Here is a 26,655-nt window from a genome sequence, read left to right on the forward strand (position 1 = left end):
CCAGTAGGGAGCCAAGTCGCCGATGGTGTCAAGGGTGTTGCATGCGCCAGGGGAGGCGTGGGGGGCGCGCCGTGTACGCGGAGCCGCGCGAGCGATTACGTGCGCGTTCCAGATATCCGCGAGGTCTCAACTCGGGAAAGCTTGCTGCCGAAACTCGCTTTCGATCTTGCTCAGTTGACCGTAAGTGGACTATACCTGTCGGCGTCTGCAACGCCGCTCCGTGGCCGCGGACCAGGGGGACGGGGATCGGTGCGGGGAGGCCGCTGCGGCGGTTGCCAGCACTGTTTGTCCGTACCATCTGCCCAACTCAGCACGACCCAGCGTCATTTGACTGCGGTGGCGGGGCCCTTCGCCTAGGCGAGATAAGTGCGGGCGACCGGTACACCGCCTGAGTCCTGGAGAAGGCGAGGACTTGAGCATGGGATCCACCTCCGCCCACAACAATGAGGGCCTTGGCCGTCGCGATCTGATCAAGCGGTCGGCCGCACTCGGTCTGATCACTGTTCCGACGATGAGCTTCCTGTCGGCCTGCGCGAGCGGTGACAGCGGTGGCGACGAGAAGGTCGAAAAGGGCAAGAAGACCGAGAAGAACCCGCTGGGTGTCAACGAGAGCGCGCCCCTCGAAATTGTGATTTTCGACGGCGGGTTCGGCACGAAGTACGCGGAGGACGCCAAGGCCGTCTACCAGAAGACGTATCCCAAGGCGGAGATCAAGTTCTCTTCGACGCAGAAGATCAGGTCGCAGCTCCAGCCGAGGTTCAACGGCGGAACGCCCCCGGACCTCATCGACAACTCGGGCGCCGAGCAGATGGACATGGGCGTCCTGGTCGGCAAGAAGCAGCTCACCGACCTCACCCCGCTGCTGGACGCGGCGTCCATCGACGACCCGGGCAAGAAGGTCCGCGACACGCTGCGGCCCGGCATCGTCGAGATGGGCCAGTTCGACGGCGACCCCGTCTGGATCATGTACTACGCGTACACGGTCTACGGCGTCTGGTATTCCGAGACCGCGCTGGAGAAGCTCGACGCGACGTACCCGGAGAACTGGGACGACATGCTCGCCCTCTGCGCCAAGGCGAAGAAGAAGGGCATCGCGGGCTGGACGTACGCGGGCAAGCACCCGTACTACCTGCCGTTCTCGCTCTACCCGTTCATCGCCAAGATCGGCGGCCGCGAGGTTCTCGACAAGATCGACAACCTGGAGCCGAACGCCTGGTCGGACCCGGCTGTGAAGGCCGCGTTCGAGGCGTACTACGAGCTCTACAAGAAGGGCTACATCCTCAAGGGCACCCCGAGCATCGACCACATCCAGTCGCAGACCGCCTGGACCCAGGGCAAGGCGCTGTTCATCCCGAACGGTTCGTGGGTGGAGAACGAGGCGTCCAAGACGATGCCGGCCGACTTCAAGCTCGCCGTGAGCGCGCCGTCCAGCCTCGACAGCTCGGACAAGATGCCCTTCGGCACGATCTGGGCGTCCGGTGGTGAGCCGTTCATCGTCCCGAAGTCGGCGAAGAACCCCGACGGCGGCATGGAGCAGTTGCGCATCATGCTCAGCGAGGCGTCGTCGAAGAACTTCACCCAGAGCGTGAAGTCCCTGACCGCCCTCAATGGCGGCACCGACGGCATCGAACTGACTCCGGGTCTGAAATCCGCCACCGCCGCCCTGGAGAAGGCCGGCGACAACGTGGTGAACCCGCGCATGCAGGACTGGTACGTAAAGCTCCAGAAGGAGCAGATCGGTGTCGCCGGTCTGGGCGAGATGATGGCCGGCCGAGCGACCCCGGCGGAGACCATCAAAAAGATCCAGGGCTTCGCCGACGCGGCGGCCAAGGACCAGTCCATCAAGCACTACAAGCACCAGTGAGCCGACCCGGAGGTCCGGGAGCGGACCTCCGGGAGATCACGGAACCAGCGGCGGCACACGCCGGAAGATCGGGGTCGGTAACCATGCAACACGGCAAGTACCGGTTCATCGTGGGGTTTTTGGCGGCCCCGTTGGCGTTGTACGCAATCTTCGTCATCTGGCCGTTCATCCAGTCCATCTACTACTCGTTCACGGACTGGACCGGCCTGAGCCCGGACTTCAAGATGGTCGGCTTCGCCAACTACAGCCGGATGCTGGAAGACCAGATCTTCTGGGATTCGCTGTGGCACAGCCTGTTGTTCGCGCTGTTGCTGCCGCTGGTGACGCTCGGCCTCGCGCTCTTCTTCGCCTTCATGCTCAACGTCGGCGGACGGCGCCGGAAGGGCGCGGCGATCGCGGGAGTGCGGGGCTCGGGCTTCTACAAGATCGCGTACTTCTTCCCGCAGGTGCTTTCGATCGCCATCGTCGCGGTGCTCTTCACCTTCGCGTACAACCCGAACGAGGGCGCGATCAACGGACTGCTGAGGGCCGTCGGCCTCGGCAGCGTCCAGCCGCAGTGGCTGGGCGACCCGGATGTCGCCCTGTGGGCGGTCATGGCGGTGCTGGTCTGGAGCACCGTCGGCTTCTTCGTGGTGCTCTTCTCGGCGGGCATGGCGTCCATCCCCAGGGACTTCTACGAAGCCGCCCTGCTTGACGGCGCGAGCCGGTTCACCACGTTCTTCAGGATCACCATCCCGCTGCTCTGGGACACCGTGCAGTCGGGGTGGGTCTACATGGGAATCCTCGCGCTGGGCGCGGAGTCCTTCGCGGTCGTCCAGATCATGACCGTGGGCCCCGGCGGCCCCGACTACTCGACGACCGTCCTGGTGCTGTACGTCTACCAGACGGCGTTCCGGGACGGCCAGGCAGGCTATGCGACAACGATCGGCGTGGCCCTGCTCGTCATCACCCTGGCCCTCGCGGCCCTCGTGATGCGGGTGGGCCGGCGTGAGCGGCTGGAGTTCTGATGAAGACCACTGACACCCCGCCCGCAGGCATCACCGAAGACCGCCCGCCCGCCCCGAAGGTCTCCGGCCCGGCTCCGGCGAAGCCGAAGAGGGACGTGAGCGGCAGCACGCTCAACGTCTTCTCGCACGGCATCCTGATCCTCTGGGCCTTCATGGTCGTCATGCCGCTGCTGTGGGCGGTCATGACGTCGTTCAAGGACGACGCGTCGATCTTCGAGTCGCCGTTCTCGCTGCCGGACCGGCTGCATTTCGAGAACTGGTCGCGGGCCTGGTCCGAAGCCCACATGAGCGACTACTTCTTCAACACCATCATCGTGGTGGGCGGCTCGCTCATCGGCACACTCCTGCTGGGCTCCATGGCGGCGTACGTCCTCGCGCGCTTCGACTTCCCCGGCAACCGCTTCATCTACTTCCTCTTCGTCGGAGGAATGAGCTTCCCGATCATGCTGGCGCTGGTCCCGCTGTTCTACGTACTGAAGAACATCGGCATGCTGGAGACGCTCCCCGGCCTGATCCTGACGTACATCGCCTACTCGCTGCCGTTCACCGTCTTCTTCCTCACCTCCTTCTTCCGTACGCTGCCGAGCTCGGTGGCGGAAGCGGCGATGATCGACGGCGCCTCGCACACCAGGACCTTCTTCCAGGTGATGCTGCCGATGGCGAAGCCCGGCCTCATCAGCGTGGGCATCTTCAACTTCCTCGGGCAGTGGAACCAGTACATGCTGCCGACGGTGCTCAACAACAACCCGGACAACCGGGTGCTCTCGCAGGGCCTGGTCGAGCTCGCGACCAGCCAGGGCTACAAGGGCGACTGGTCGGGACTCTTCGCCGGCCTGGTGATGGCGATGCTGCCCGTTCTCGCGGCGTACATCATCTTCCAGCGCCAGGTCGTCCAGGGCCTGACCGCGGGGGCCGTGAAGTAGCGAAGCAGCGCCGCGGGCCCCGCCCCGCGACCGTACGAACCGCCCGCCGGCGTCCATGCCGGCGGGCGGTTCGGCGTGCTGTGACGTTCCACCGCCAGGCTCAAGGTCTTGACGGGGGGCAACCCGAAAGGCTCATCTTAGAGTTCACATGTTGGAGAAAGAGGAGAGTCAATGGAGACTCCGGGGTCGCAGACATCCCTGCACCGGGCCAATCTTGAGCGGGTCGTACGGGCCGTACGCATGGCGGGCTCGCTCACCCAGGCAGAGATCGCCAGGGCCACAGGGCTCTCGGCAGCCACGGTCTCCAATATCGTGCGCGAGCTGAAGGACGGCGGGACCGTCGAGGTCACCCCGACCTCCGCGGGCGGCCGCCGGGCGCGCAGCGTCGCGCTCAGCGGCGACGCCGGCATCGTCATCGGCGTCGACTTCGGCCATACGCACCTGCGCGTCGCCGTCGGCAACCTCGCCCACCAGGTGCTCGCCGAAGAGTCCGAGCCGCTGGACGTCGACGGCTCCGCCGCCGAGGGCTTCGACCGGGCGGAACAGCTGGTCAAGCGGCTGATCGCGGCGAGCGGCATCGGCCAGGACAAGGTGATCGGCGTCGGCCTGGGCGTACCCGGACCGATCGATGTCGAGTCCGGAACGCTCGGCTCGACCTCGATCCTGCCGGGGTGGAAGGGCATCAATCCCAGCGAGGAACTGGCCGGGCGCCTCGGCGTGCCCGTGTACGTCGACAACGACGCCAACCTGGGCGCGCTCGGCGAGCTGGTGTGGGGCAGCGGGCGCGGGGTCAAGGACCTGGCGTACATCAAGGTCGCGAGCGGTGTCGGCGCCGGTCTGGTGATCAGCGGCCAGATCTACCGGGGACCGGGCGGCACGGCCGGCGAGATCGGGCACATCACGCTCGACGAGTCGGGCCCGGTGTGCCGCTGCGGCAACCGCGGCTGCCTGGAGACCTTCACGGCCGCCCGGTACGTCCTGCCGCTGCTCCAGTCCAGCCACGGCGCCGATCTGACCATGGAGCGCGTGGTGCAGCTGGCCCGCGAGGGCGATCCGGGCTGCCGCCGGGTGATCGCCGACGTGGGCCGTCACATCGGCAGCGGCGTGGCCAACCTCTGCAACCTCCTCAACCCCAGCCGGGTGGTGCTGGGCGGCGATCTGGCGGAGGCCGGTGAACTGGTCCTGGGGCCCATCCGGGACTCCGTCTCGCGGTACGCGATCCCGAGTGCGGCCAGGCAGCTCTCGGTACTGCCCGGCGCGCTCGGCGGGCGGTCCGAAGTCCTGGGCGCGCTGGCCCTCGTACTCAACGAAATGGGCGATTCGACCCTTCTCGACAGTGCCCTGCCCGCGAACACGCCTGCCTTCACTTAGATAACGAATGGCACCGTTGTCATCTCGTTAAGGATTTACTCCTTGACGCTGCCATCGGGGCGGAGTTGACTTCCAGCCACCTCGGCCGCAACGACGCGGCCTCGTCAGGGAGGTTTCTGAAGTGAACACGCGTATGCGTCGTGCCGCCGTGGCCGTGGCCGCCACCGCAATGGCCGTATCCCTCGCCGCCTGTGGCAGCGCCAAGGAGTCCGGAGACAAGGCGAAGGAGTCGGAGGGCAAGAAGACCGACGCCCTCAAGATAGGCCTGCTGCTTCCGGAGAATCAGACCGCTCGTTACGAGAAGTTCGACAAGCCGCTGATCGAGAAGAAGATCAGCGAGCTGACCGGCGGCAAGGGCGAGGTCGTCTACGCCAACGCCAAGCAGGACGCCACCGTCCAGACGCAGCAGATCGACACGATGATCACCAACAAGGTCGACGCGCTCATCGTGGACGCGGTGGACTCCAAGGCGATCGCGGGCGGCGTGAAGAAGGCCAAGGACCAGGGCATCCCGGTCGTCGCCTTCGACCGCCTCGCCGAGGGCCCGATCGACGCGTACACCTCCTTCGACAACGAAGAGGTCGGCCACGTCCAGGGCAAGGCCCTGCTTGAGGCGCTGGGCGACAAGGCCGACGGCGGCCAGATCGTCATGATGAACGGCGCCATCACCGACCCGAACGCCGCGCTCTTCAAGAAGGGCGCGCTGGCCGAGCTCAAGGGCAAGGTCAAGATCGGCAAGTCGTACGACACCAAGGAGTGGAAGCCGGAGAACGCCAACCAGAACATGGAAGGCGCGCTCTCCGCACTCGGCAAGGACAAGATCGACGGCGTCTACTCCGCCAACGACGGCATGGCGGGCGGCATCATCACCGCCCTCAAGGGCGCCGGCCTCTCCAAGCTCCCGCCGGTCACCGGCCAGGACGCCGAACTCGCCGGTGTGCAGCGCATCGTCGCCGGTGAGCAGTTCATGAGCGTCTACAAGCCGTACGCCCCCGAGGCCGCTGCCGCCGCCGAGATGGCCGTCGCGCTCGCCAAGGGCGAGAAGCTCGACTCCATCGCCAAGGACACCGTGGACAGCCCCACCACGAAGGGCATCCCGACCGTGCTGGTGCCGGTCGTCTCGCTGACCAAGGACAACATCAAGGACACCGTCCTCAAGGACGGCGTCTACACGGTCGCCGAGATCTGCACCCCCAAGTACAAGGCCGCCTGCGACAAGCTCGGGCTGAAGTAGGTCCCCGAAGTCCCCTGCTCCGCAAGGGACTTGCCCGCGGCAGAAGCCTGTCCGGTGCCCCGCCCTCCACAGCCCCGCAGCTACTCGGGCCGGGCACCGGACAGAACACCCCCGCACCCCCCACTTTCTTGCTCGACCTCCGCGCCGCCTTCCCCCGGCGCGGCATCCCCGCCGGTCAGGCGGCGAAGGAGATGGTTCACGTGTCCGCTACGCCCGTGCTGGCGTTGCGAGGGGTCTCAAAGCGGTTCGGTGCCGTCCAGGCGCTCACCGACGTAGAGCTTGAGGTCCACGCCGGTGAAGTGGTCGCCCTGGTGGGCGACAACGGCGCCGGAAAGTCCACGCTGGTCAAGACGATCGCCGGCGTGCACCCCATCGATGACGGTGTCATCGAGTGGGAAGGCAGCGCCGTACAGATCAACAAGCCCCACGACGCCCAAAACCTCGGCATCGCGACCGTCTACCAGGACCTCGCGCTGTGCGACAACATCGACGTCGTCGGCAACCTCTACCTCGGCCGGGAGATCCGCAAGCGCGGCATCCTCGACGAGGTCGAGATGGAGCGCCGCGCCCGCGAGCTCCTCACCACGCTGTCCATCCGCATCCCGAGCGTGCGCATCCCGATCGCCTCGCTCTCCGGCGGTCAGCGCCAGACCGTGGCCATCGCCCGGTCGATGCTCGGCGAGCCCAAGCTCGTGATCCTCGACGAGCCGACCGCGGCCCTCGGTGTCGAGCAGACCGCACAGGTGCTCGACCTCGTCGAGCGGCTGCGTGACCGCGGCCACGCGGTCATCCTCATCAGCCACAACATGGCGGACGTCAAGGCTGTCGCGGACAAGGTGGCGGTCCTCAGGCTGGGCCGTAACAACGGCGTCTTCGACGTCAAGTCCACCTCGCAGGAAGAAATCATTTCCGCCATCACCGGTGCCACGGACAACGCCGTGACCCGCCGTGCGGCGCGCAACGTGGAGGCCCAGAAGTGAGTACCGACAAGACCTCCCCGGCCGTCGGCAAGACGCCCGCCGCACCCGCCGACACGGCCCCTTCGGACACGGCCCCCGCCGACACGGCACCCGTGGACGCGCCGGCTCCCGCCCCCGCCGCCGTCACCGCCGTCGACCCGCGCCTGCTCGTCCGCGAGCAGGGCTTCGCCGGCTACCTCGGCGAGTTCAAGCGCAAGATGCGCGCCGGTGACCTCGGCTCCATCCCGGTCGTTATCGGCCTGCTCGTCATCTGCGTGATCTTCCAGGGCCTGAACGAGAACTTCCTGTCGGCCGGCAACCTCAGCAACATCGCCGTCTCCATGGTCGCCACCGGCATGATGGCCGTCGGCATCATCTTCGTGCTGCTGCTCGGCGAGATCGACCTCTCCGTCGGCTCGGTCAGCGGCGTCTCGGGCGCCATCGTCGCCGTACTCAGCGTCACCAACGGCATCAACGAATGGCTCGCGATCGTCGCCGCGATCACCGGCGGCGCCCTCATCGGCGCCATCCACGGCTTCTTCTTCGCCCGGATCGGCGCCCCCGCCTTCGCCGTCACCCTGTCCGGCCTGCTGTTCTGGCAGGGCTTCATGCTCCAGCTCCTCGGCAGCAACGGCACGATCAACCTGGACTCCGACGGCCTGGTCGGCCAGCTCACGACGTACTACTTCTCGGACGTCGCCGCCGCCTACGGCCTCGCCCTCGTCGCCGTCGTCGCCTTCTTCCTCTCCTCCTTCACCGACAGCCGCCGCCGCGAGGCAGCGGGCGTCCCGTCCCGGCCGCTCAGCGAGATCGCCCTGCGTACGGGGCTGCTCGCCGTGATCGCGTTCGCCGCCGCCGCCACGTTCAACCAGTACAAGGGCCTGCCGCTCGCGGTGCTGCTCTTCCTGGTGGTCCTGGTCGCGTCCGACTTCGTCCTGCGCCGGACCGCGTACGGCCGCAAGATCTTCGCGCTCGGCGGCAGCGTCGAGGCGTCCCGTCGTGCCGGTATCAACGTCACGGCGGTGCGGATCTCGGTCTTCGCCATCGCCGGTACGTTCGCGGCCGTCGGCGGCCTGTTCTGGGCCTCCAAGATCGCCGCCGCCAACCAGAGCGCCGGCGCCGGTGACCTGCTGATGAACGTCATCGCAGCGGCCGTCATCGGCGGCACCAGCCTCTTCGGCGGCCGGGGCCGCACCTGGAACGCGCTGCTCGGCGTGATGGTCATCACCTCGATCCAGTACGGCCTGGCACTCGAAGGCATCGCCACCCCGATCCAGTACATGATCACCGGTGGTGTCCTCCTGGCGACCGTCGTGATCGACTCCGTCACCCGGAAGACGCAGAAGACCGCCGGCCGCGCCTGACCGCGCGGCCCCGGCGTGCCCGGCACCGGATCCCGGTGCCGGGCACGGCCGTGCGTACGCCCGGCCGTAGCCGACGCGTGACGCAGAACGCACCGCCCGATGACCAACGCCGGTGGCGGAACATTAGACTCGACAGACCGGCAAGCAGACAGTTCAACTGCAAGGAGGCACGGGTGGCGCTGCTGACCCGCATTACGGGACCGCGCGATCTGGACCGGCTCACCCCGGAGCAGCTGGACCGGCTGGCCGCCGAGATCCGGACATTTCTCGTGGACGAGGTCTCCAAGACCGGCGGACACCTGGGCCCCAACCTCGGTGTGGTCGAACTGACGATCGCTCTGCACCGTGTCTTCGAGTCGCCGAAGGACAAGATCCTCTTCGACACCGGGCACCAGAGTTACGTCCACAAGCTGCTCACCGGCCGCCAGGACTTCACGAAGCTGAAGATGAAGGGCGGCCTGTCCGGCTACCCGTCGCGCGCCGAGTCCGAGCACGACGTCATCGAGAACTCGCACGCCTCGACCGTCCTCGGCTGGGCCGACGGCCTCGCCAAGGCCAACGAGGTCCTCAAGAAGGAGGACCACCACGTCGTCGCCGTCATCGGTGACGGAGCCCTCACCGGCGGCATGGCCTGGGAGGCGCTGAACAACATCGCCGTCGCCAAGGACCGCCCGCTCGTCATCGTCGTCAACGACAACGAGCGTTCGTACGCCCCGACCATCGGCGGCCTCGCGAACCACCTCGCCACCCTGCGCACCACCGACGGTTACGAGCGTTTCCTCGCCCGCGGCAAGGACCTCCTGGAGCGCACCCCCGTCGTCGGCAAGCCGCTCTACGGAACGCTCCACGGCGCGAAGAAGGGCCTCAAGGACTTCATCGCCCCGCAGGGCATGTTCGAGGACCTCGGCCTGAAGTACGTCGGCCCGATCGACGGCCACGACATCGAGGCCCTGGAGTCCGCGCTCCAGCGCGCCAAGCGCTTCGGCGGCCCCGTCATCGTCCACTGCCTCACCGAGAAGGGCCGCGGCTACCAGCCGGCCCTCGCGGACGAGGCGGACCGCTTCCACGCCGTCGGCAAGATCCACCCCGACACCGGCCTGCCGATCGCCTCCTCGGGCGTCGACTGGACCTCGGTGTTCGGTGAGGAGATGGTCAAGCTCGGCAAGGAGCGCGAGGACATCGTCGCGATCACCGCCGCGATGCTCCAGCCCGTCGGCCTCGACCGGTTCGCGAAGGCCTTCCCCGACCGCGTGTACGACGTCGGGATCGCCGAGCAGCACGGCGCGGTCTCCGCGGCGGGCCTGGCCACCGGCGGCCTGCACCCCGTGTTCGCCGTGTACGCCACCTTCCTCAACCGGGCCTTCGACCAGGTCCTGATGGACGTCGCCCTGCACAAGTGCGGCGTCACCTTCGTCCTGGACCGGGCGGGCGTCACCGGCACCGACGGCGCCTCGCACAACGGCATGTGGGACATGTCGATCCTCCAGTGCGTCCCGACCCTTCGCATCGCCGCCCCGCGCGACGCCGACCAGGTCCGCGCCCAGCTTCGCGAGGCCGTCCAGGTCGACGACGCGCCCACCGTCGTCCGCTTCTCCAAGGGCGCGGTCGGCCCGGCGGTCAAGGCCGTGGGCAAGGTCGGCGGCATGGACGTCCTGCGCAAGCCGGACGACGGCACCGCCGATGTCCTGCTCGTCTCCGTCGGCGCGCTCGCGCCGATGTGCCTGGAGATCGCCGATCTCCTCGACAAGCAGGGCATCACCACGACCGTCGTCGACCCGCGCTGGGTCAAGCCGGTCGACGAGGCGCTCCCGCCGCTCGCCGAGCAGCACCGCGTCGTCGTCACCGTCGAGGACAACAGCCGCGCCGGCGGCGTCGGCTCCGCCGTCGCCCAGGCGCTGCGGGACGCGGGTGTCGACGTACCGCTGCGCGACTTCGGCATCCCGCCGCGCTTCCTCGACCACGCCTCCCGCAAGGAGGTCATGGCCGAGATCGGGCTTACGGCGCCGGACATCGCCCGCCAGGTGACGGGTCTGGTCGCCAAGCTGGACGGGCGGCTGGAGGACGAGCCGGCCGAGGCCGCGCGCGACTGACGTCCCGCCACCTACGAGGAACGGCCCAACAGGAGCTCACGCTCCCGGCGGGCCGTTTTTCGTTTCGATCCGCCAAAAGGGTCAACTCGCAGGGCCAGTACGCATACCGGTCCGTGCCTCCCATCGGGTGAAACCGGGCGGCGGTCCTCGTGGGGACTGACCGGTTCACTCACGATCATGACTGAAACTCGCTCACTTCAAGGTTGGGCGACAGCCGACAGTCGGAGGTACGCCGGTGAGTACGCAGCACGATCCAGGACCGGCCAAAGAGGGCATGTTCCGGACCAAGACGGTCGAACAGTCGATCCGCGACACGGAGGAACCGGAGCACGAGCTCAAGAAATCCCTCTCCGCGCTCGACCTGACGGTCTTCGGAGTCGGTGTCATCATCGGTACCGGCATCTTCGTCCTCACCGGCAAGGTGGCCAAGGAGACGGCGGGCCCCGCGACGGCCTTCGCCTTCATCGCCGCCGGTGTGGTCTGCGCCCTCGCCGCGCTCTGTTACGCCGAGTTCGCCTCCACCGTCCCGGTGGCCGGTTCGGCGTACACCTTCTCGTACGCCTCGCTCGGCGAGCTGGTCGCCTGGACCATCGGCTGGGACCTGGTCCTCGAATTCGCGCTGGGCACGGCGGTGGTGGCGGTCGGCTGGTCCGGCTATGTCCGCTCGCTGATGAGCAACGTCGGCTGGGACATGCCCGAAGCGCTCTCCGGACCCGAAGCGGCCGAAGGATTCGGCTTCGACCTGCTGGCGTTCCTCCTGGTGCTGCTGCTCACCGCCATCCTGGTGGTCGGCGTGAAGCTGTCCGCGCGCGTCACCGCCGTCGTGGTCGCCATCAAGGTGACCGTGGTCCTCATCGTGATCATCGCGGGTTCCTTCTTCATCAAGGCCGACAACTACTCGCCCTTCATCCCCGACTCCGTGAAGCAGCCCGCCGGATCGGGCTGGGACGCGCCCCTGGTCCAGCTGCTGTTCGGTTACGAGCCCACCAACTTCGGCATCATGGGCATCTTCACCGCCGCCTCCGTCGTCTTCTTCGCCTTCATCGGATTCGACGTCGTGGCCACCGCCGCCGAGGAGACCAGGGTCCCGCAGCGGGACATGCCGCGCGGCATCCTCGGCTCGCTGCTCATCTGCACCGTGCTGTACGTCGCCGTGTCGCTCGTGGTCACCGGCATGCAGCACTACAGCCAGCTCTCGGTCAGCGCCCCGCTCGCCGACGCCTTCAAGGCCACCGGGCATCCCTTCTACGCCGGCACCATCAGCTTCGGTGCCGCGGTCGGTCTCACCACCGTGTGCATGATCCTGCTGCTCGGGCAGACCCGCGTGTTCTTCGCGATGAGCCGCGACGGGCTGCTCCCCCGGTTCTTCTCCGTCACGCACCCGAAGTTCCGCACGCCGTACCGCCCGACCATCCTGCTCGGCGTGCTCATCGCGGTCATCGCCGGTTTCACCAGCCTCGAAGAGCTCGCGACGCTGGTGAACATCGGCACCCTCTTCGCGTTCGTCGTCGTCGCCCTCGGCGTGATCGTCCTGCGCCGGACCCGGCCCGACCTGCACCGCGCCTTCCGCACTCCGCTGGTGCCGCTGGTCCCGATCCTCTCGGTGGCCGCCTCGTTCTGGCTGATGCTCAATCTGCCCGCCGAGACCTGGCTGCGGTTCGGCATCTGGATGGCGATGGGCTACGTGCTGTACTTCGCGTACAGCCGAAGCCACAGCCGCCTTGGCCGCGTGGGCGACGACGCCAAGTACTGAGTGAAATCCGGCCACTTCCGGCCGGCACGGTTTCCCCGGCACAGCCCCGGCTCCGTTTGTCCCGTTTCGGCGCGGACCGCGGAGCCGGATAGCTTGGCGCGCATGCTCACGCGGCCGCCGATCCCGTCACCTTCCGCGTCCCCGCCGGTCCTGCCATGCCCGAGGCCGGCCGCCGGCGCCCGGACTGCCGCGCCGCCCTACTGGCGGACCCTGCTGCCCGCCCTCGCGCTGCTGGCGCTCCTCACCCGGCTCCCGTCCCTCCGGCGCCCCCTGTGGAACCCGGACGAGGGCTATCTCGCCGTACAGGCAAGGATGCTGGCCGACGGGGGAGTGCTCTACGACACGGTCGTGGACCGCAAACCGCCCCTGCTGCCGTGGCTCTACGAGACGGCCTTCGCCGTCTTCGGTGACGAATCGCTGCTGCCCCTCCAGCTCTGCGCGGTCGCCGCCCAGCTACTCACCGCCGCGCTGCTCGCCTCGGTTGCCCGCCGCCGCTGGGGCGACGCCGCCGGCCGCACGGCGGGCGCCCTCTACCTGCTCATCTCCATCGGACTCAACCCGGAGGACGCGCAGGCGGCGACGTTCGAGGTCTTCATACTGCCGTTCACCGTGGCGGCCGTCTGGTGCGCCGACCGCGGCCGGTGGTGCGGCGCGGGCGTGGCGGTCGCGGCGGCGTTCCTGACGAAGCAGACGGGCGGCGCGGTCCTAGCCCCGGTCCTGTGGCTGCTGTGGCAGAACGCACCGGCCCGAAGCGCGCTCTTCCGTACGGCCTTCGGCTTCTGCCTGCCGGTGCTGTACGCCGCGCTGCTCACCGGACCCCACCGCTTCCTGTTCTGGACGGTCACCGGTTCGGGGGCGTACGCCACCTTCACCGGCTCCGAACTCCACGTCCTCTTCCGGGGACTGGCGAACACCCTGATCCTGGCCTTCGCCTGCGCCGGACTCATCCCGCCCGTCCTGCGCGTCCTGCGGGTCGCCAGAACCGGAGCGGCCGACCTGTGGCTGTGGTTCCTCACCGCGGCCGGCGCGGTGATCCTCGGATTCCACTTCTTCGGCCACTACTACCTCCAGCTCATGCCGCCGATCGCCCTGCTGGCCACGGCGGCGCTCCAGGTCCTCCCGGCCCGGCGGGCGACCAGGGCAATCCTCATCTCGGCGTGCACGTGCGCGGTGTTCCTGGCCTGGGGCCTGCTGGCGCCCCGGCCCGAGCTCGCGCACGTACAGAAGGTCGCGAAGGCGGTGAAGGTACGGACGGAGCCCCGGGACCGGGTTCTCGTCTGGGGGATACACCCCGAGGCGTACTGGCTCGCCGACCGGGCCCCCGCCAGCCGCTACCTCACAGCGGGCCTGCTCACCAACTACAGCGGCGGCCGCAACGGCCCGCAGGTCGGTGAGAAGTACGCGATGGCGGGCGCCTGGCCCGTCTTCCGCACCGAAATGGCGGCGCGCCCCCCTGCCCTGATCGTCGACGACTCACGCGGGAAACCCTTCGCGCCGCAGCGCGTGCCGACGCTGCGAAGACTGCTGGCGGGCGGGTACGAGGAGCTGACGACGGTCGACGGGGCGGTGCTCTACGTACGTTCCACCCCGGCGTCGTCCGCGTCACCGCGCTGAGGCCGGACGGTACGCGGCCCCGCGCACTGGGCGCCGTACGTCTCCACGCGCCGCCTGAGCTCCCGGTCGGCGGTGACGACGAGCACGGCCGCGCCCCTGCCGGTTTCCTCCGCGACCACCTCGACGATACGGTCGTCGCCGCTGCCGGGCGCGGACTCGACCCGTACGCCGGGCACGGAGACGACGCCACGGGCGGCGCCCTCGACGACGAGGACGACCGTGAGGGGACCGGGGTGGCCGGGGAGGCCGGGAAGGCCCTCCTCGGCGTAGACCTGGAGGCGGTCGCGCAGGCGCTCGGCGGCTCCGTGACGGTCGCGCCACCAGCCGTCGGGCACGGATCCGACGACATTGGCAGCGTCCACAACGACCAGAGTTCTCATACCATCCTCATAGCACGAGCGGGGCGCGTGAAGCAGGCGCGACCAGGCAAAACGCTATGCTTGTTCGATATTCCGGAGATCCGAAAAGCCGATGTACAGAAGGTTGGCCTGACGCCATGAGGCCGCGGAGCGCGCGTAAGACCGAGCGAATTTCCCCGTCCCCCTCGGGCCCACCGCCCGCGACCGGCCCCGCGACCAGCCACTGGCTTCTGCGCGGCAAGGACCACCGGCTCACCGCCTACGCCCCCACCGAGGGCGGACTGCTGCGCTGGACGGAGACCACTCCGGGCGGCCCGGACTGGACGGGCCCGCTGTTCTTCCCGGCCCCCGGCATCGAACACCTCACCCTCGCCCAGGGACCCGACGGTTACGTGCACTTCATCGGCCGGCGCCACAAGGGCGACGCCGTGGACCTCGTGCACGCCATCCAGTACCAGACCGGCCGCCCGCTGACCGCCTGGCACTCCCTCGGCAACCCCTACAAGGAGGCCGAGCGCGGCCTCAGAGTCGGTATCCCGGCCGCCACCGTGAACACGGCGGGCGCGGTGCACGTCTTCGTGCGCAACGCGGGGCGCGGCATCCAGATGCGCCGCCAGGCCGCGAACGGCAAGTGGGAGGGCTGGAAGGACCTGAAGGGCAGCAAGGCCCACGACGGTCCGGCGGCGGTGGCCATGTCCTGCGGCACGGTGGAGCTCCTGGTCCCGGCGGAGGGCAAAACCCTGCGCTGGACGCAGGAGAAGCCCGGCGGCGAGCTGACGCAGGCCGAGGACATTCCGTACACCCCGGCGGTCCGCACGGTCACCGGCCTGGAGACCGCCGACGACCGCGTCACGTACTACTGGAACGACAGCGACTCCAAGGGCATCACCGCCCACCGCCCCGGCGGGGAAACCGTCGCCCTCTCCGGCACGCCCGCACACAGCCCTGTCGCCGCCCTGCGCGCCGGCATAGGCGGCCACGACTGTACGGTCCTCGCCCACCGCGGCCTCGACGGCCGGCCCGTGCTGGCGGCCTGTGTGACGCAGGCCGAGGGCGACGGCGTGTGGTGGACCGCCACGGGCGAGGAATGCGTGGGCGCACCGGCGCTCGCGGTCGACGCGACGGGCCGCGTGGTCCTCGCGGTGATCGGCCGGGACGGCGCGCTGCACGTGGCCCGGCAGAAGCCGGAGGAGACGGGCCTCGCCCTGGCGGCCTGGACCCGTGTCTGACCCGCCCGCGCCCCGACGGACTGAGCCCGGCACACCGATCGGTGTACCGGGCTCAGTCGCGTACAGCAGGGATTACGCGGGGACGCTCGCCACGCCCTGCGGCAGGAACTTCTTGCCGTTCACACGCTCCGAGTAGCCCTCGCGGTCCAGGTACGGCGTGATGCCGCCCAGGTGGAAGGGCCAGCCGGCGCCGGTGATCAGGCAGAGGTCGATGTCCTGCGCCTCGGCGACGACACCCTCCTCCAGCATGAGCCCGATCTCCTGCGTCACGGCCTCCATGACGCGGGTGCGGACCTGCTCCTCGGTCAGGACGGTGTCGCCCTGCTTGAGGAGAGCCGCGACCTCCGGGTCCAGCTCGGGCTTGCCCGAGTCGTACACGTAGAAGCCGCGCTTGCCCGCCTTGACCACCGCCGCCAGGTTCGGCGACACCGTGAAGCGCTCCGGGAAGGCGCGGTTCAGGGTCTCCGAGACGTGCAGACCGATGGCCGGGCCGACCAGCTCAAGGAGCACCAGCGGGGACATGGGCAGACCGAGGGGCTCGACGGCCTTCTCGGCGACCTCGACCGGGGTGCCCTCGTCGATGGTGTTCTGGATCTCGCCCATGAAGCGGGTGAGGATGCGGTTCACCACGAACGCCGGGGCGTCCTTGCAGAGCACAGCGGTCTTCTTGAGCTTGCGGGCGACGCCGAAGGCGGTGGCCAGCGAGGCGTCGTCGGTCTGCTCGCCGCGCACGATCTCCAGGAGCGGGAGAATCGCGACCGGATTGAAGAAGTGGAAGCCGACGACCCGCTCGGGGTGCTTGAGCTTCGACGCCATCTCGCTCACCGAAAGCGAGGAGGTGTTGGTGGCGAGGATCGCGTGCGCCGGGGCGACCGCCTCGACCTCCGCGAACACCTGCTGCTTGACACCCATCTCCTCGAAGACGGCCTCGATGATGAAGTCGGCGTCGGAGAAACCCTCGGCCTTGTCCAGCACACCGGAGACCAGGCCCTTGAGACGGTTGGCCTTGTCCTGGTTGATGCGGCCCTTGCCGAGCAGCTTGTCGATCTCGGCGTGGACGTAGCCCACACCCTTGTCGACGCGCTCCTGGTCGATGTCCGTCAGTACGACCGGCACCTCCAGGCGGCGCAGGAACAGCAGCGCGAGCTGCGAGGCCATCAGGCCCGCGCCGACGACGCCCACCTTGGTCACCGGACGCGCCAGCGACTTGTCCGGCGCACCGGCCGGGCGCTTGGCGCGCTTCTGGACCAGGTTGAAGGCGTAGATGCCGCTGCGCAGCTCGCCGCCCATGATCAGGTCCGCGAGGGCGGTGTCTTCGGCGTCGAAGCCGGCGCTCAGGTCGCCGTCCTTCGCCGCCGCGATGATCTCCAGCGCGCGGTACGCCGCGGGGGCCGCGCCGTGCACCTTGGAGTCCGCGATCGCCTTGCCGCGCGCGACGGCCTGATCCCAGGCCTCGCCGCGGTCGATCTCCGGCCGTACGACCTGAAGCTCGCCGCGCAGCACGGAAGCGGTCCAGATCAGCGACTGCTCCAGGAAGTCCGCGCCCTCGAAGATCGCGTCGGCGATCCCGAGGTCGTAGACCTGCTTGCCCTTGAGCTGCTTGTTCTGGTTAAGCGAGTTCTCAATAATGACCGAAACCGCTCGGTCGGCGCCGATCAGGTTCGGCAGCAGCGCGCAGCCGCCCCAGCCCGGAACGAGGCCGAGGAAGACCTCGGGCAGCGAGAAGGCGGGCAGCGCGGCCGAGACCGTGCGGTAGGTGCAGTGCAGGCCGACCTCGACGCCACCGCCCATCGCCGCGCCGTTGTAGTACGCGAAGGTGGGGACGGCCAGAGCCGACAGCCGGCGGAAGACGTCGTGCCCGCCCTTGCCGATCGCCAGCGCGTCCTCGTGCCGCTTCAGCAGCTCGACGCCCTTGAGGTCGGCGCCGACCGCGAAGATGAACGGCTTGCCGGTGACACCGACGCCGACGATGGAGCCCTCGGCGGCCTCCTTCTCGACCTGGTCGATGGCGGTGTTCAGGTTCGCCAGGGACTGCGGTCCGAAGGTGGTCGGCTTCGTGTGGTCGAAGCCGTTGTCCAGCGTGATCAGCGCGAACAGGCCGGCGCCGCCGGGCAGTTCGAAGTGCCGTACGTGGGCGCTGGTGACGACCTCGTCCGGGAACAGCTCGGCCGCACCCTTCAAAAGCTCAACGGTCGTGCTCACTTGCTGCCTCCGGCGTCCTTGTGGTTCGGGTTCTCCCAGATCACGGTGGCGCCCATGCCGAAGCCGACGCACATCGTGGTGAGGCCGTAACGGACCTCCGGCTGCTCCTCGAACTGGCGGGCGAGCTGCGTCATCAGACGCACACCGGAGGAGGCCAGCGGGTGACCGTAGGCGATCGCGCCGCCGTACTGGTTGACGCGGGCGTCGTCGTCGGCGATGCCGTAGTGCTCCAGGAACGCCAGGACCTGAACGGCGAACGCCTCGTTGATCTCGAAGAGGTTGATGTCCTCGATCGACAGACCGGCCTTCGCGAGGGCCTTCTCGGTCGCCGGGATCGGGCCGTAGCCCATGACCTCGGGCTCCACGCCGGCGAAGGCGTACGAGACGAGGCGCATCTTCACCGGGAGGTCGTTCTCGCGGGCGAAGTCCTCGGAGGCGATGATCGAGGCGGTGGCGCCGTCGTTGAGACCGGCCGCGTTACCGGCGGTGACGTTGCCGTGGACGCGGAACGGCGTCTTCAGGTTCGCCAGCGACTCCAGGGTGGTGCCCGGACGCATCGGCTCGTCGGCGGTGACCAGACCCCAGCCGGTCTCGCCGACCGCGGGGTCGGTGCGGCGCACCGAGACCGGCACCAGGTCCTGCTGGATCTTGCCGTCGGCGTACGCCTTGGCGGCCTTCTCCTGCGAGCGCACGGCGTACTCGTCGGCACGCTGCTTGGTGATGCTCGGGTAGCGGTCGTGCAGGTTCTCGGCGGTCATGCCCATGAACAGGGCGGACTCGTCGACGAGCTTCTCCGACACGAAGCGCGGGTTGGGGTCGACGCCCTCGCCCATGGGGTGGCGGCCCATGTGCTCGACACCACCGGCGATGACGGCGTCGTACGCGCCGAAGGCGATCGAACCGGCGGTCGCGGTGACGGCGGTCAGCGCGCCGGCGCACATGCGGTCGATGGAGTAGCCCGGAACGGACTGCGGCAGCCCGGCGAGGATGCCGGCGGTACGGCCGAGGGTCAGGCCCTGGTCACCGATCTGCGTGGTCGCGGCGATGGCGACCTCGTCGATCTTCGCGGGGTCGAGGCCGGGGTTGCGGCGCAGCAGCTCCCGGATGGCCTTCACGACGAGATCGTCGGCGCGGGTCTCGTGGTAGATGCCCTTCGGGCCCGCCTTGCCGAACGGGGTGCGGACGCCGTCGACGAAGACGACATCCCTGACGGTACGAGGCACGATTGGCTCTCCTCCAGGGTGCGGGGTGGCACTGCTGCACTGCAGCACGCCGCATGGGGTGCTGCGTACCGCCATGCTACTTGCGGGTAACCAAGCTGCCCAGCCCCCACGGCCGGAGCGGCGAACGTCACACGACGAAACCCCCGGCCGAGCACGGCCGGGGGCTCGGATTCGGGGACGCTCAGGTCGCGGCCGTCACGGCCAGCGCCTTGGTCAGCAGCGGCGACACCAGCTCCACCTGCCACTGGCGTGCGCCGTAGGACTCCAGGGAGGCCGCCACCGCGTCCGCCGTCGCGTCCTTCGGCGGCTCCCAGCAGACCCGCCGCACCGTGTCCGGGGTGATCAGGTTCTCCTGGGGCATGTTCAGCTCCTCCGCGAGCGCGGACACAGCGGCCCGCGCGGCCGACAGACGGGCCGCCGCGGCCGGGTCCTTGTCCGCCCAGGAACGCGGCGGGGGCGGGCCGGTGACTGCCGCACCCGGCTGCGGAAGCTCCGAGTCCGGCAGCGCCTTGGCGCGGTCCACGATCCCTTGCCACTGCTCCAGCTGCCGGCGCCCCATGCGGTGGCCGAACCCGGGCAGCACGGACAGCGCCTGTACGTTCGCCGGCACGGCCAGCGCCGCCTCGACGATCGCGGTGTCGCTCAGCACCTTGCCGGGCGACACGTCACGCCGCTGGGCGATCCGGTCCCGCGCGTTCCACAGCTCCCGAACGATCGCCATCTGACGGCGGCGGCGCACCTTGTGCATCCCCGACGTACGGCGCCACGGGTCCTTGCGGGGCGGCGCGGGCGGGGCCGACGCGATGGCGTCGAACTCCTGACGCGCCCACTCCAGCTTCCCCTGCCGGTCGAGCTCCTTCTCCAGCGCGTCCCGCAGATCGACGAGCAGCTCCACGTCGAGCGCGGCGTAACGCAGCCAGGGCTCGGGCAGCGGGCGGGTGGACCAGTCGACCGCGGAGTGGCCCTTCTCCAGGGCGTACCCGAGGACGGACTCGACCATCGCGCCCAGGCCGACGCGCGGGAAACCCGCGAGCCGGCCCGCCAGCTCGGTGTCGAAGAGCCGCGTCGGCGTCATGCCTATTTCGCGCAGGCACGGAAGGTCCTGCGTGGCGGCGTGCAGGATCCACTCGCTGCCGGCGAGGGCTTCGCCCAGGCCGGAGAGGTCGGGGCAGCCGACCGGATCGATCAGCGCACTGCCCGCGCCCTCACGGCGCAGCTGCACGAGGTAGGCGCGCTGCCCGTACCGGTAGCCGGACGCGCGCTCGGCGTCGACGGCTACGGGTCCGGTGCCACGGGCGAAAGCCGCGATGACTTCATCGAGGGCCTCTTGCGAGGCAACCACCGGCGGAATGCCGTCGCGAGGCTCCAACAAGGGGATCGGCGCCGTCTCGACGTCGACCGGGGGGGCGCCCCCGGGGTTTCGCAGGTCTGGCTCTGCTGCGGTCTCTTGGGCGTCGGTCACGTGTAAAGGGTATCTGTACGAGCGAACGCCTGACCTGCACTCGTGCTCGGAACTGCGGGTGACCTGCGAAAACCAGTCGCGGTCCGATGTCTCCCGAATGTGGCCTTTCCGGGCGCCGCAATGGAGTGCGCCCGCCGGCGGAACGTTCCGCCGACGGGCGCATGAGGGGAAGAACCGGTCAGTGAATGATTCCGGTTCGCAGGGCCACCGCGACCATTCCGGCACGGTCGCCCGTGCCGAGCTTGCGTGCGATGCGGGCGAGGTGGCTCTTGACCGTCAGGGCGGACAGCCCCATCGAGACGCCGATCGCCTTGTTCGACTGGCCTTCCGCGACCAGCCTGAGCACCTCGACCTCCCGGCCGGAGAGCTCTCGGTAGCCGCCCGGGTGGCTCGGGGCACCCGGGGGGCGGCGGTGCATTCGTGCGGCCGCGGCGCCGATGGGGGCGGCGCCGGGGCGGGTGGGGTGCCCGATGTTGTTGCGCGTACCGGTGACGACGTAGCCCTTGACGCCGCCCGCGAGGGCGTTGCGTACGGCGCCGATGTCGTCGGCGGCGGAGAGGGCGAGCCCGTTGGGCCAGCCCGCGGCGCGGGTTTCGGACAGCAGGGTCAGCCCGGAACCGTCGGGCAGGTGGACGTCGGCAACGCAGATGTCGCGCGGGCTGCCGACGCGGGGGCGTGCCTCCGCGATGGACGACGCCTCGATGACGTCACGTACTCCAAGGGCCCACAGATGGCGGGTGACGGTGGAGCGGACGCGTGGGTCGGCCACGACGACCATGGCCGTCGGCTTGTTAGGGCGGTAGGCGACCAGGCTTGCGGGCTGCTCGAGGAGAACGGACACCAGGCCTCCTGGGGGAGTGGCGGAACTCGCCGGCTGGGGGTGAAGCCGGGGGGAACCGTGCTGAAGGGTCATCAACCTCTTCGGCAGCAGGGGCGCTCGCCTTTAGGGAAAGATCACGATTTGGTGAGTAACAATTCGGGCAATTCGGACGAGTGATCGATCATGTGAAGAATTGGCGGCCAGGACACACGAAAGGGGGCGCGCCCCCGTCCGTGCGCCCCCACGTCTCCTGCTAAGGCGCCTGCGGGCCCCGCCGCTGCGGCAGCGACACCACACCGGCGTCCACCGGACCCGGCCCGTGGCCGGTCACCGGAGGCAGCCCGGCGATCTGCGCCAACAGATCGCACCAGGCCGCCAGATGCGCCGCCGTGTCCGGCACCCCGACGCGCCCCTCGCGGGGCGTCCACGACGCCCTGATCTCGATCTGCGTGGCGGGCCTGCGCTCGGCCAGGCCGCCGAAGTAGTACGAGCCGGCCCGCGTCACGGTGCCGCTCGCCTCCGCGTACGACAGACCGCGTGCCTCCAGCGCGCCCGTCAGCCAGGACCAGCTCACCTCGGGAAGCAGCGGATCGGCCGCCATCTCCGGCTCCAGTTCCGCCCGTACGAGCGTCACCAGCCGGAACGTTCCGTGCCAGGCGTCGTGCCCCGCCGGGTCGTGCAGCAGCACCAGCCGGCCGTCCGCCAGGTCCTCGTCGCCGTGCACGACAGCCGCCTCCAGCGCGTACGCGTACGGCGCGAGTCGCTGGGGGGCGCGGGTGGGGTCCACCTCCACCTCGGGACGCAGGCGCGCCGAGCGCAGGGCCTCGACCGCCTGACGGAACGCGGGCGGGGCGGAGTCGCCCCCCGCGCCGCCCCTGCCGTCAGCCTCATCCTCATCCGAAAGTCGTCCCTGAGCCGGAGCCATGCGGGGAAGAGTAGGCGGAACGCGAGCCTCGCGCAGGGAAGGACACCCGCCCCGCGACAACCGCTTCGGCCCGCGTGCGAAGATTTGGGCGTGAGTGCCAATGACCGCCGCCCCGTGGGCAGCCCGCAGAGCCAGACGTACGACTCGGCCTTCCTCAAGGCGTGCAGGCGCGAGCCGGTGCCGCACACGCCGGTCTGGTTCATGCGGCAGGCGGGGCGCTCGCTGCCGGAGTACCTGAAGGTGCGCGAGGGCATCCCGATGCTGGAGTCGTGCATGCGGCCGGAGCTGGTCACCGAGATCACGCTGCAGCCGGTACGCCGTCACGGCGTCGACGCGGCCATTTTCTTCAGCGACATCGTGGTGCCGCTGAAGGCGATCGGTATCGACCTCGACATCAAGCCGGGAGTCGGCCCAGTCATCGCCGAGCCGATCCGTACGCGCGCCGACCTGGCCCGCCTGCGCGACCTCACCCCGGACGACGTCGCGTACGTCACCGAGGCGATCGGCATGCTCACGCGCGAGCTCGGGTCCACTCCGCTCATCGGATTCGCGGGCGCGCCTTTCACTCTCGCGAGTTACCTCGTCGAGGGCGGCCCTTCGCGCAACCACGAGCACACCAAGGCGCTGATGTACGGCGACCCGCAGCTGTGGGCCGATCTCCTCGACCGGCTCGCGGAGATCACCGGCGCCTTCCTGAAGGTGCAGATCGAGGCCGGCGCGTCCGCGGTGCAGCTCTTCGACTCCTGGGTCGGCGCGATCGCCCCCGCCGACTACACGCGCTCGGTGATGCCCGCTTCCGCGAAGGTCTTCGACGCGGTGGCGTCGTACGGCGTACCGCGCATCCACTTCGGGGTGGGCACGGGCGAGCTGCTGGGCCTGATGGGCGAGGCCGGTGCGGATGTCGTTGGCGTCGACTGGCGCGTCCCGATGGACGAGGCGGCGCGGCGCGTCGGCCCCGGCAAGGCGCTCCAGGGCAACCTGGACCCGGCCGTCCTCTTCTCGACGCCGGACGCGGTCATGGCGAAGACCGACGAGGTGCTGGCCGCGGCGGCGGGCCTCGAAGGCCACATTTTCAACCTGGGCCACGGTGTCCTGCCGACGACCGACCCCGACGCCCTGACCCGACTCACGGAGTACGTCCACACGCGCACGGCGGCGCGCCAGGGCTGACGCCTGCGGCGGGCTTTCCCCTACCCGCCCCTTCCCGAACCGGGGGCAAGCCCCCGGACCCCTGGACGCCCTCAAACGCCGGGCGGGCTGGATCGCGCTGAGCGCGGCTCAACGAGCCGCGCTCAGCGAGCCCGCGGCCCTGCGGGCCGGCCCGAGCCCCGGCGGGCAACTCCAAGCCTGGCGGGGAACCCCGAGCCTGGCGGGCGGTCTCGAGCCTGGGCGGCGACGCCAGCCCTGGCGGGAACCCCCAGCCCTGTCGGGCAACCCCGAGCCTGGGCGGCGATCCCAGCCCTGGCGGGCAACTCCAAGCCTGGCGGGGAACCTCCAGCCCTGGCGGGCAACCCCGAGCCTGGCGGGGAACCTCCAGCCCTGGCGGGCAACCCCAAGCCTGGCGGGGAACCCCCAGCCCTGGCGGACAACCTCGAGCCTGGGCGGCGATCCCAGCCCGTCGGACAACCTCGAGCCTGGGCGGCGATCCAGCCCTGTCGGGCAACCCCAAGCCTGGCGGGCAACCTCGAGCCTGGGCGGGGACCCCAGCCCTGGCGGCGACCCCAGCCCGGCGGGGACCCCAGCCCGGCGGGGACCATCAGCCCCTGCGGGGACCCCCAGCCCCGGCGGGCGGTCTTCGGCCGGGAAAGCCCCGCAGGGCATCGGGCCCTACGCGCCCGCCTCCCGCACCGCCGCCACCGCCTTGCGCGCCGCGATCAGCACCGGATCCCACACGGGGGAGAACGGCGGGGCGTAGCCCAGATCCAGGGCCGTCATCTGCTCCACCGTCATGCGGGCGTGGAGAGCCACCGCCGCGATGTCCACTCGCTTGCCCGCCCCCTCCCGGCCCACGATCTGGACGCCGAGCAGCCGCCCCGTACGCCGCTCCGCCGTCATCTTCACCGTCATCGGCGACGCGCCGGGGTAGTACCCCGCACGGCTCGTGGACTCGATCGTCGCCGTCACGAACTGCAGGCCCTCCGCCCGTGCGTCCTTCTCACGCAGCCCGGTCCGCGCGATCTCCAGATCGCACACCTTGCTGACCGCCGTACCGACGACACCGGGGAACGTCGCGTAGCCGCCGCCCACGTTCGACCCGATCACCTGACCGTGCTTGTTGGCGTGCGTGCCGAGCGCGATGTGGCGCCGGCGGCCCGAGACGAGGTCGAGCACCTCCACGCAGTCGCCGCCCGCCCAGATGTTGTCGTGGCCCACGACGCGCATGGAGAGGTCGGTGACCAGCCCGCCGTACGAGCCGACCGGCAGGCCCGCGTCCCGCGCCAGAGTGGTCTGCGGTTCCACGCCGATGCCCAGGACCACGACGTCCGCCGGGTAGGTCTCCCCGTCCGTGGCGACCGCCCTGACGCGGCCGTCGTCGCCGGTGAGGACCTTGGTCACCTCGGCGCCCGAGACGGTCGTGATGCCCATGCCGTTCATCGCCTCGTGGACGAGGCGGCCCATGTCCGGGTCGAGGGTGGCCATCGGCTGCTCGCCCCGGTTCAGGACGGTCACCTCGTACCCGCGCCCGACCAGCGCCTCCGCCATCTCCACGCCGATGTACCCCGCCCCGACGACAACCGCGCGCCGCCCCTTCGTCCGCTCCAGCGTGCCGATCAGCGCCTGGCCGTCGTCGAGGGTCTGCACGCCGTGCACGCCCGGCGCGTCGATGCCCGGCAGGGGCGGGCGTACCGGCCGGGCGCCGGTCGCCACCACCAGCTTGTCGAAGCCGGTCCACGACTCGGCGCCCGATTCGAGGTCACGTGAACGGACCCGGCCGCCCGCCACGTCGATGCCGGTGACCTCGGTGCGGATCCGCAGGTCGATGTCGCGCGCGCGGTGCTCCTCGGGTGTACGGGCGATGAGGTCGTCCCGGTCCGGGACGGCTCCACCGACCCAGTACGGGATCCCGCAGGCCGAGTACGACGAGAAGTGGCCGCGCTCGAAGGCCACGATCTCCAGCTCGTCCGGGCCCTTGAGCCTGCGGGCCTGCGATGCGGCGGACATGCCCGCCGCATCGCCGCCGATGACCACCAGTCGCTCCGCCGCTGCCATGCGTGTCCGTCCCCTCGTCAGTGGATACTGCCGTCAGGACACGCTAAGGGTTACTCCTGCGGCCGCGGCCTCTCCTGCGGCTCCCCGGCGGGCGCGAGCACCGGTGCCCCCCCGCTGCGGCAGGCGGCCCCGCAGCAGTCGCCACAGGGCGTACAACAGCGCGAGCGCCGCCGCGAACGGCGCCACCGCGCCGAGCCCCATCGCGACCCACTTCAGGGTCGCGGTGAACGCGTCCCAGCCGCCACCGAGCGCGTCCAGGAAACCGGGGTCGTCGTCCTCCCGCGCGGTCTCCTTCGCTTCGGGCTCGGAGAGTTCGACGGTGATGGTCGCCATGGTCGTACGGTCCTTCAGCGACGCCTGCTGCGCGAGCAGCGCCTCCAGCTCGGTCTGACGGGTGCTCAGCTCGCCCTCCAGCATGACCACATCGCTGAGATCGGTCGCCCGGTCCATCATGTCCCGCACCCGCGCGACGCTCGTCCGCTGCGACTTGACGCGGCTGTCCACGTCCACCACCTGGCCGGTGACGTCCTTGGCGTCGGCCTTGCGGCTGAGGAGCTTGCCGGTGCCGGCGAGCTCCTTCAGTACGGCGTCGTACTCCTCCTGCGGGACGCGCAGCACGATGCGCGAGTAGACGTGGCTGTCGTCGATCCGCTCGGTGGTCTCGTTGCCGACGACGCCCCCGGCGATCTCCGCCGCCGTACGGGCCGTGGCCAGCGCCTTGGTGGCGCTCTCGACCTCGACGGAGAGGGTCGCGGTACGGATGACGTGGGCCCTGGCGAGCGGTGGCTTCCTCGCCCCGGACTGATCGGCGGGTTTCTGTGCCCCCGCCCCGGTCCCGGCCGCCGCATCGGTGTCGGCGCCGCTGCCGGCCGCCCGCTCACCCTGCCCTCCGCCCTTGCTGTCGGCCGCCGCGCCCCGGGCGCTGTCCCTGGCGGCGCCGTTGTCGCTCGCGCCGCATCCGCCGACCGCGAGCGAAGCGGTGAGCAGAGCGGCCGCCAGGACCTTGAGTGACCGGTGCCCGGACGTACGTGCTGCACGCATGTCGG

The 26,655-nt window shown here is 69.8% G+C and carries 20 protein-coding genes; 12 read left to right on the top strand and 8 right to left on the bottom strand.

Annotated elements, in window-relative coordinates; genetic code table 11:
* Positions 1-418: 418 nt before the first annotated feature.
* The 10 genes from ngcE (at position 419) to G412_RS0120310 (ending at position 14,179) form a co-directional block, all read left to right on the top strand.
* Positions 419-1,864: an N-acetylglucosamine/diacetylchitobiose ABC transporter substrate-binding protein gene (gene ngcE, locus G412_RS0120265; RefSeq protein ID WP_028813674.1), complete on the top strand. Its 1,446-nt coding sequence runs from the start codon at positions 419-421 to the stop codon at positions 1,862-1,864.
* Positions 1,865-1,947: 83 nt separating this feature from the next.
* Positions 1,948-2,871: a carbohydrate ABC transporter permease gene (locus G412_RS0120270; RefSeq protein WP_028813675.1), complete on the top strand. Its 924-nt coding sequence runs from the start codon at positions 1,948-1,950 to the stop codon at positions 2,869-2,871.
* Complete coding sequence (locus tag G412_RS0120275) at positions 2,871-3,794, top strand: carbohydrate ABC transporter permease (protein ID WP_028813676.1); 924 nt, start codon at positions 2,871-2,873, stop codon at positions 3,792-3,794. The genes G412_RS0120270 and G412_RS0120275 overlap by 1 nt, the downstream gene beginning before the upstream one ends.
* A gap of 171 nt (positions 3,795-3,965) precedes the next feature.
* Positions 3,966-5,165 (top strand): ROK family transcriptional regulator, encoded by a 1,200-nt coding sequence (locus G412_RS0120280; RefSeq protein WP_028813677.1) that lies wholly within the window; start codon positions 3,966-3,968, stop codon positions 5,163-5,165.
* 133 nt (positions 5,166-5,298) lie between these two features.
* On the top strand, positions 5,299-6,399 hold the full coding sequence (locus G412_RS0120285) for a sugar ABC transporter substrate-binding protein (RefSeq protein ID WP_208857914.1): 1,101 nt from the start codon (positions 5,299-5,301) through the stop codon (positions 6,397-6,399).
* 191 nt (positions 6,400-6,590) lie between these two features.
* Entirely contained in the window at positions 6,591-7,379 is a 789-nt protein-coding gene (locus tag G412_RS0120290; RefSeq protein ID WP_028813679.1) for an ATP-binding cassette domain-containing protein, read from the top strand.
* Positions 7,380-7,471: 92 nt separating this feature from the next.
* Positions 7,472-8,722: a sugar ABC transporter permease gene (locus tag G412_RS0120295; RefSeq protein WP_037649357.1), complete on the top strand. Its 1,251-nt coding sequence runs from the start codon at positions 7,472-7,474 to the stop codon at positions 8,720-8,722.
* Positions 8,723-8,895: 173 nt separating this feature from the next.
* A complete protein-coding gene (gene dxs / locus G412_RS0120300) occupies positions 8,896-10,812 on the top strand; it encodes a 1-deoxy-D-xylulose-5-phosphate synthase (RefSeq protein WP_028813681.1) in 1,917 nt (638 codons plus the stop codon).
* A gap of 274 nt (positions 10,813-11,086) precedes the next feature.
* Positions 11,087-12,565 carry an amino acid permease gene (locus G412_RS0120305; RefSeq protein ID WP_208857915.1) on the top strand — a complete coding sequence of 493 codons (1,479 nt, stop codon included), beginning with the start codon at positions 11,087-11,089 and terminating at the stop codon, positions 12,563-12,565.
* 102 nt (positions 12,566-12,667) lie between these two features.
* Positions 12,668-14,179 carry an ArnT family glycosyltransferase gene (locus G412_RS0120310; protein ID WP_028813683.1) on the top strand — a complete coding sequence of 504 codons (1,512 nt, stop codon included), beginning with the start codon at positions 12,668-12,670 and terminating at the stop codon, positions 14,177-14,179.
* Here the strand turns inward: G412_RS0120310 and G412_RS0120315 are convergent.
* Positions 14,137-14,559 (bottom strand): NYN domain-containing protein, encoded by a 423-nt coding sequence (locus G412_RS0120315; protein ID WP_028813684.1) that lies wholly within the window; start codon positions 14,557-14,559, stop codon positions 14,137-14,139. The genes G412_RS0120310 and G412_RS0120315 overlap by 43 nt on opposite strands.
* Before the next feature lie 116 nt (positions 14,560-14,675).
* Here G412_RS0120315 and G412_RS0120320 point away from each other — a divergent pair, with 116 nt between their 5' ends.
* Positions 14,676-15,767, top strand: a complete 1,092-nt coding sequence (locus G412_RS0120320) for a PLL family lectin (RefSeq protein WP_028813685.1) — start codon at positions 14,676-14,678, stop codon at positions 15,765-15,767.
* A 72-nt stretch (positions 15,768-15,839) separates the two neighbouring features.
* On the opposite strand, the gene G412_RS0120325 is transcribed toward G412_RS0120320, so the two are convergent.
* From G412_RS0120325 to G412_RS0120345, 5 genes are all read right to left on the bottom strand, one after another.
* Entirely contained in the window at positions 15,840-17,969 is a 2,130-nt protein-coding gene (locus G412_RS0120325; protein ID WP_028813686.1) for a 3-hydroxyacyl-CoA dehydrogenase NAD-binding domain-containing protein, read from the bottom strand.
* Positions 17,966-19,192 carry a thiolase family protein gene (locus tag G412_RS0120330; protein WP_028813687.1) on the bottom strand — a complete coding sequence of 409 codons (1,227 nt, stop codon included), beginning with the start codon at positions 19,190-19,192 and terminating at the stop codon, positions 17,966-17,968. The genes G412_RS0120325 and G412_RS0120330 overlap by 4 nt, the downstream gene beginning before the upstream one ends.
* A gap of 181 nt (positions 19,193-19,373) precedes the next feature.
* The gene (locus tag G412_RS0120335) at positions 19,374-20,654 is read right to left on the bottom strand and encodes a ribonuclease D (RefSeq protein ID WP_028813688.1); all 1,281 of its coding nucleotides are present in this window, start codon (positions 20,652-20,654) and stop codon (positions 19,374-19,376) included.
* Positions 20,655-20,832: 178 nt separating this feature from the next.
* Entirely contained in the window at positions 20,833-21,495 is a 663-nt protein-coding gene (locus G412_RS0120340) for a helix-turn-helix transcriptional regulator (RefSeq protein ID WP_028813689.1), read from the bottom strand.
* A gap of 232 nt (positions 21,496-21,727) precedes the next feature.
* The gene (locus G412_RS0120345; protein WP_028813690.1) at positions 21,728-22,399 is read right to left on the bottom strand and encodes a DUF3000 domain-containing protein; all 672 of its coding nucleotides are present in this window, start codon (positions 22,397-22,399) and stop codon (positions 21,728-21,730) included.
* Between the two features lie 90 nt (positions 22,400-22,489).
* Here G412_RS0120345 and hemE point away from each other — a divergent pair, with 90 nt between their 5' ends.
* A complete protein-coding gene (hemE, locus tag G412_RS0120350; RefSeq protein ID WP_028813691.1) occupies positions 22,490-23,569 on the top strand; it encodes a uroporphyrinogen decarboxylase in 1,080 nt (359 codons plus the stop codon).
* Positions 23,570-24,226: 657 nt separating this feature from the next.
* Here hemE and G412_RS0120355 read toward each other — a convergent pair.
* Positions 24,227-25,609 (bottom strand): FAD-dependent oxidoreductase, encoded by a 1,383-nt coding sequence (locus G412_RS0120355; RefSeq protein WP_037649326.1) that lies wholly within the window; start codon positions 25,607-25,609, stop codon positions 24,227-24,229.
* Positions 25,610-25,642: 33 nt separating this feature from the next.
* Positions 25,643-26,650, bottom strand: a complete 1,008-nt coding sequence (locus G412_RS35315; RefSeq protein WP_078607194.1) for a DUF4349 domain-containing protein — start codon at positions 26,648-26,650, stop codon at positions 25,643-25,645.
* Positions 26,651-26,655: the final 5 nt, after the last annotated feature.

Source organism: Streptomyces flavidovirens DSM 40150 (assembly GCF_000429085.1).
Lineage (GTDB): Bacteria > Actinomycetota > Actinomycetes > Streptomycetales > Streptomycetaceae > Streptomyces > Streptomyces flavidovirens.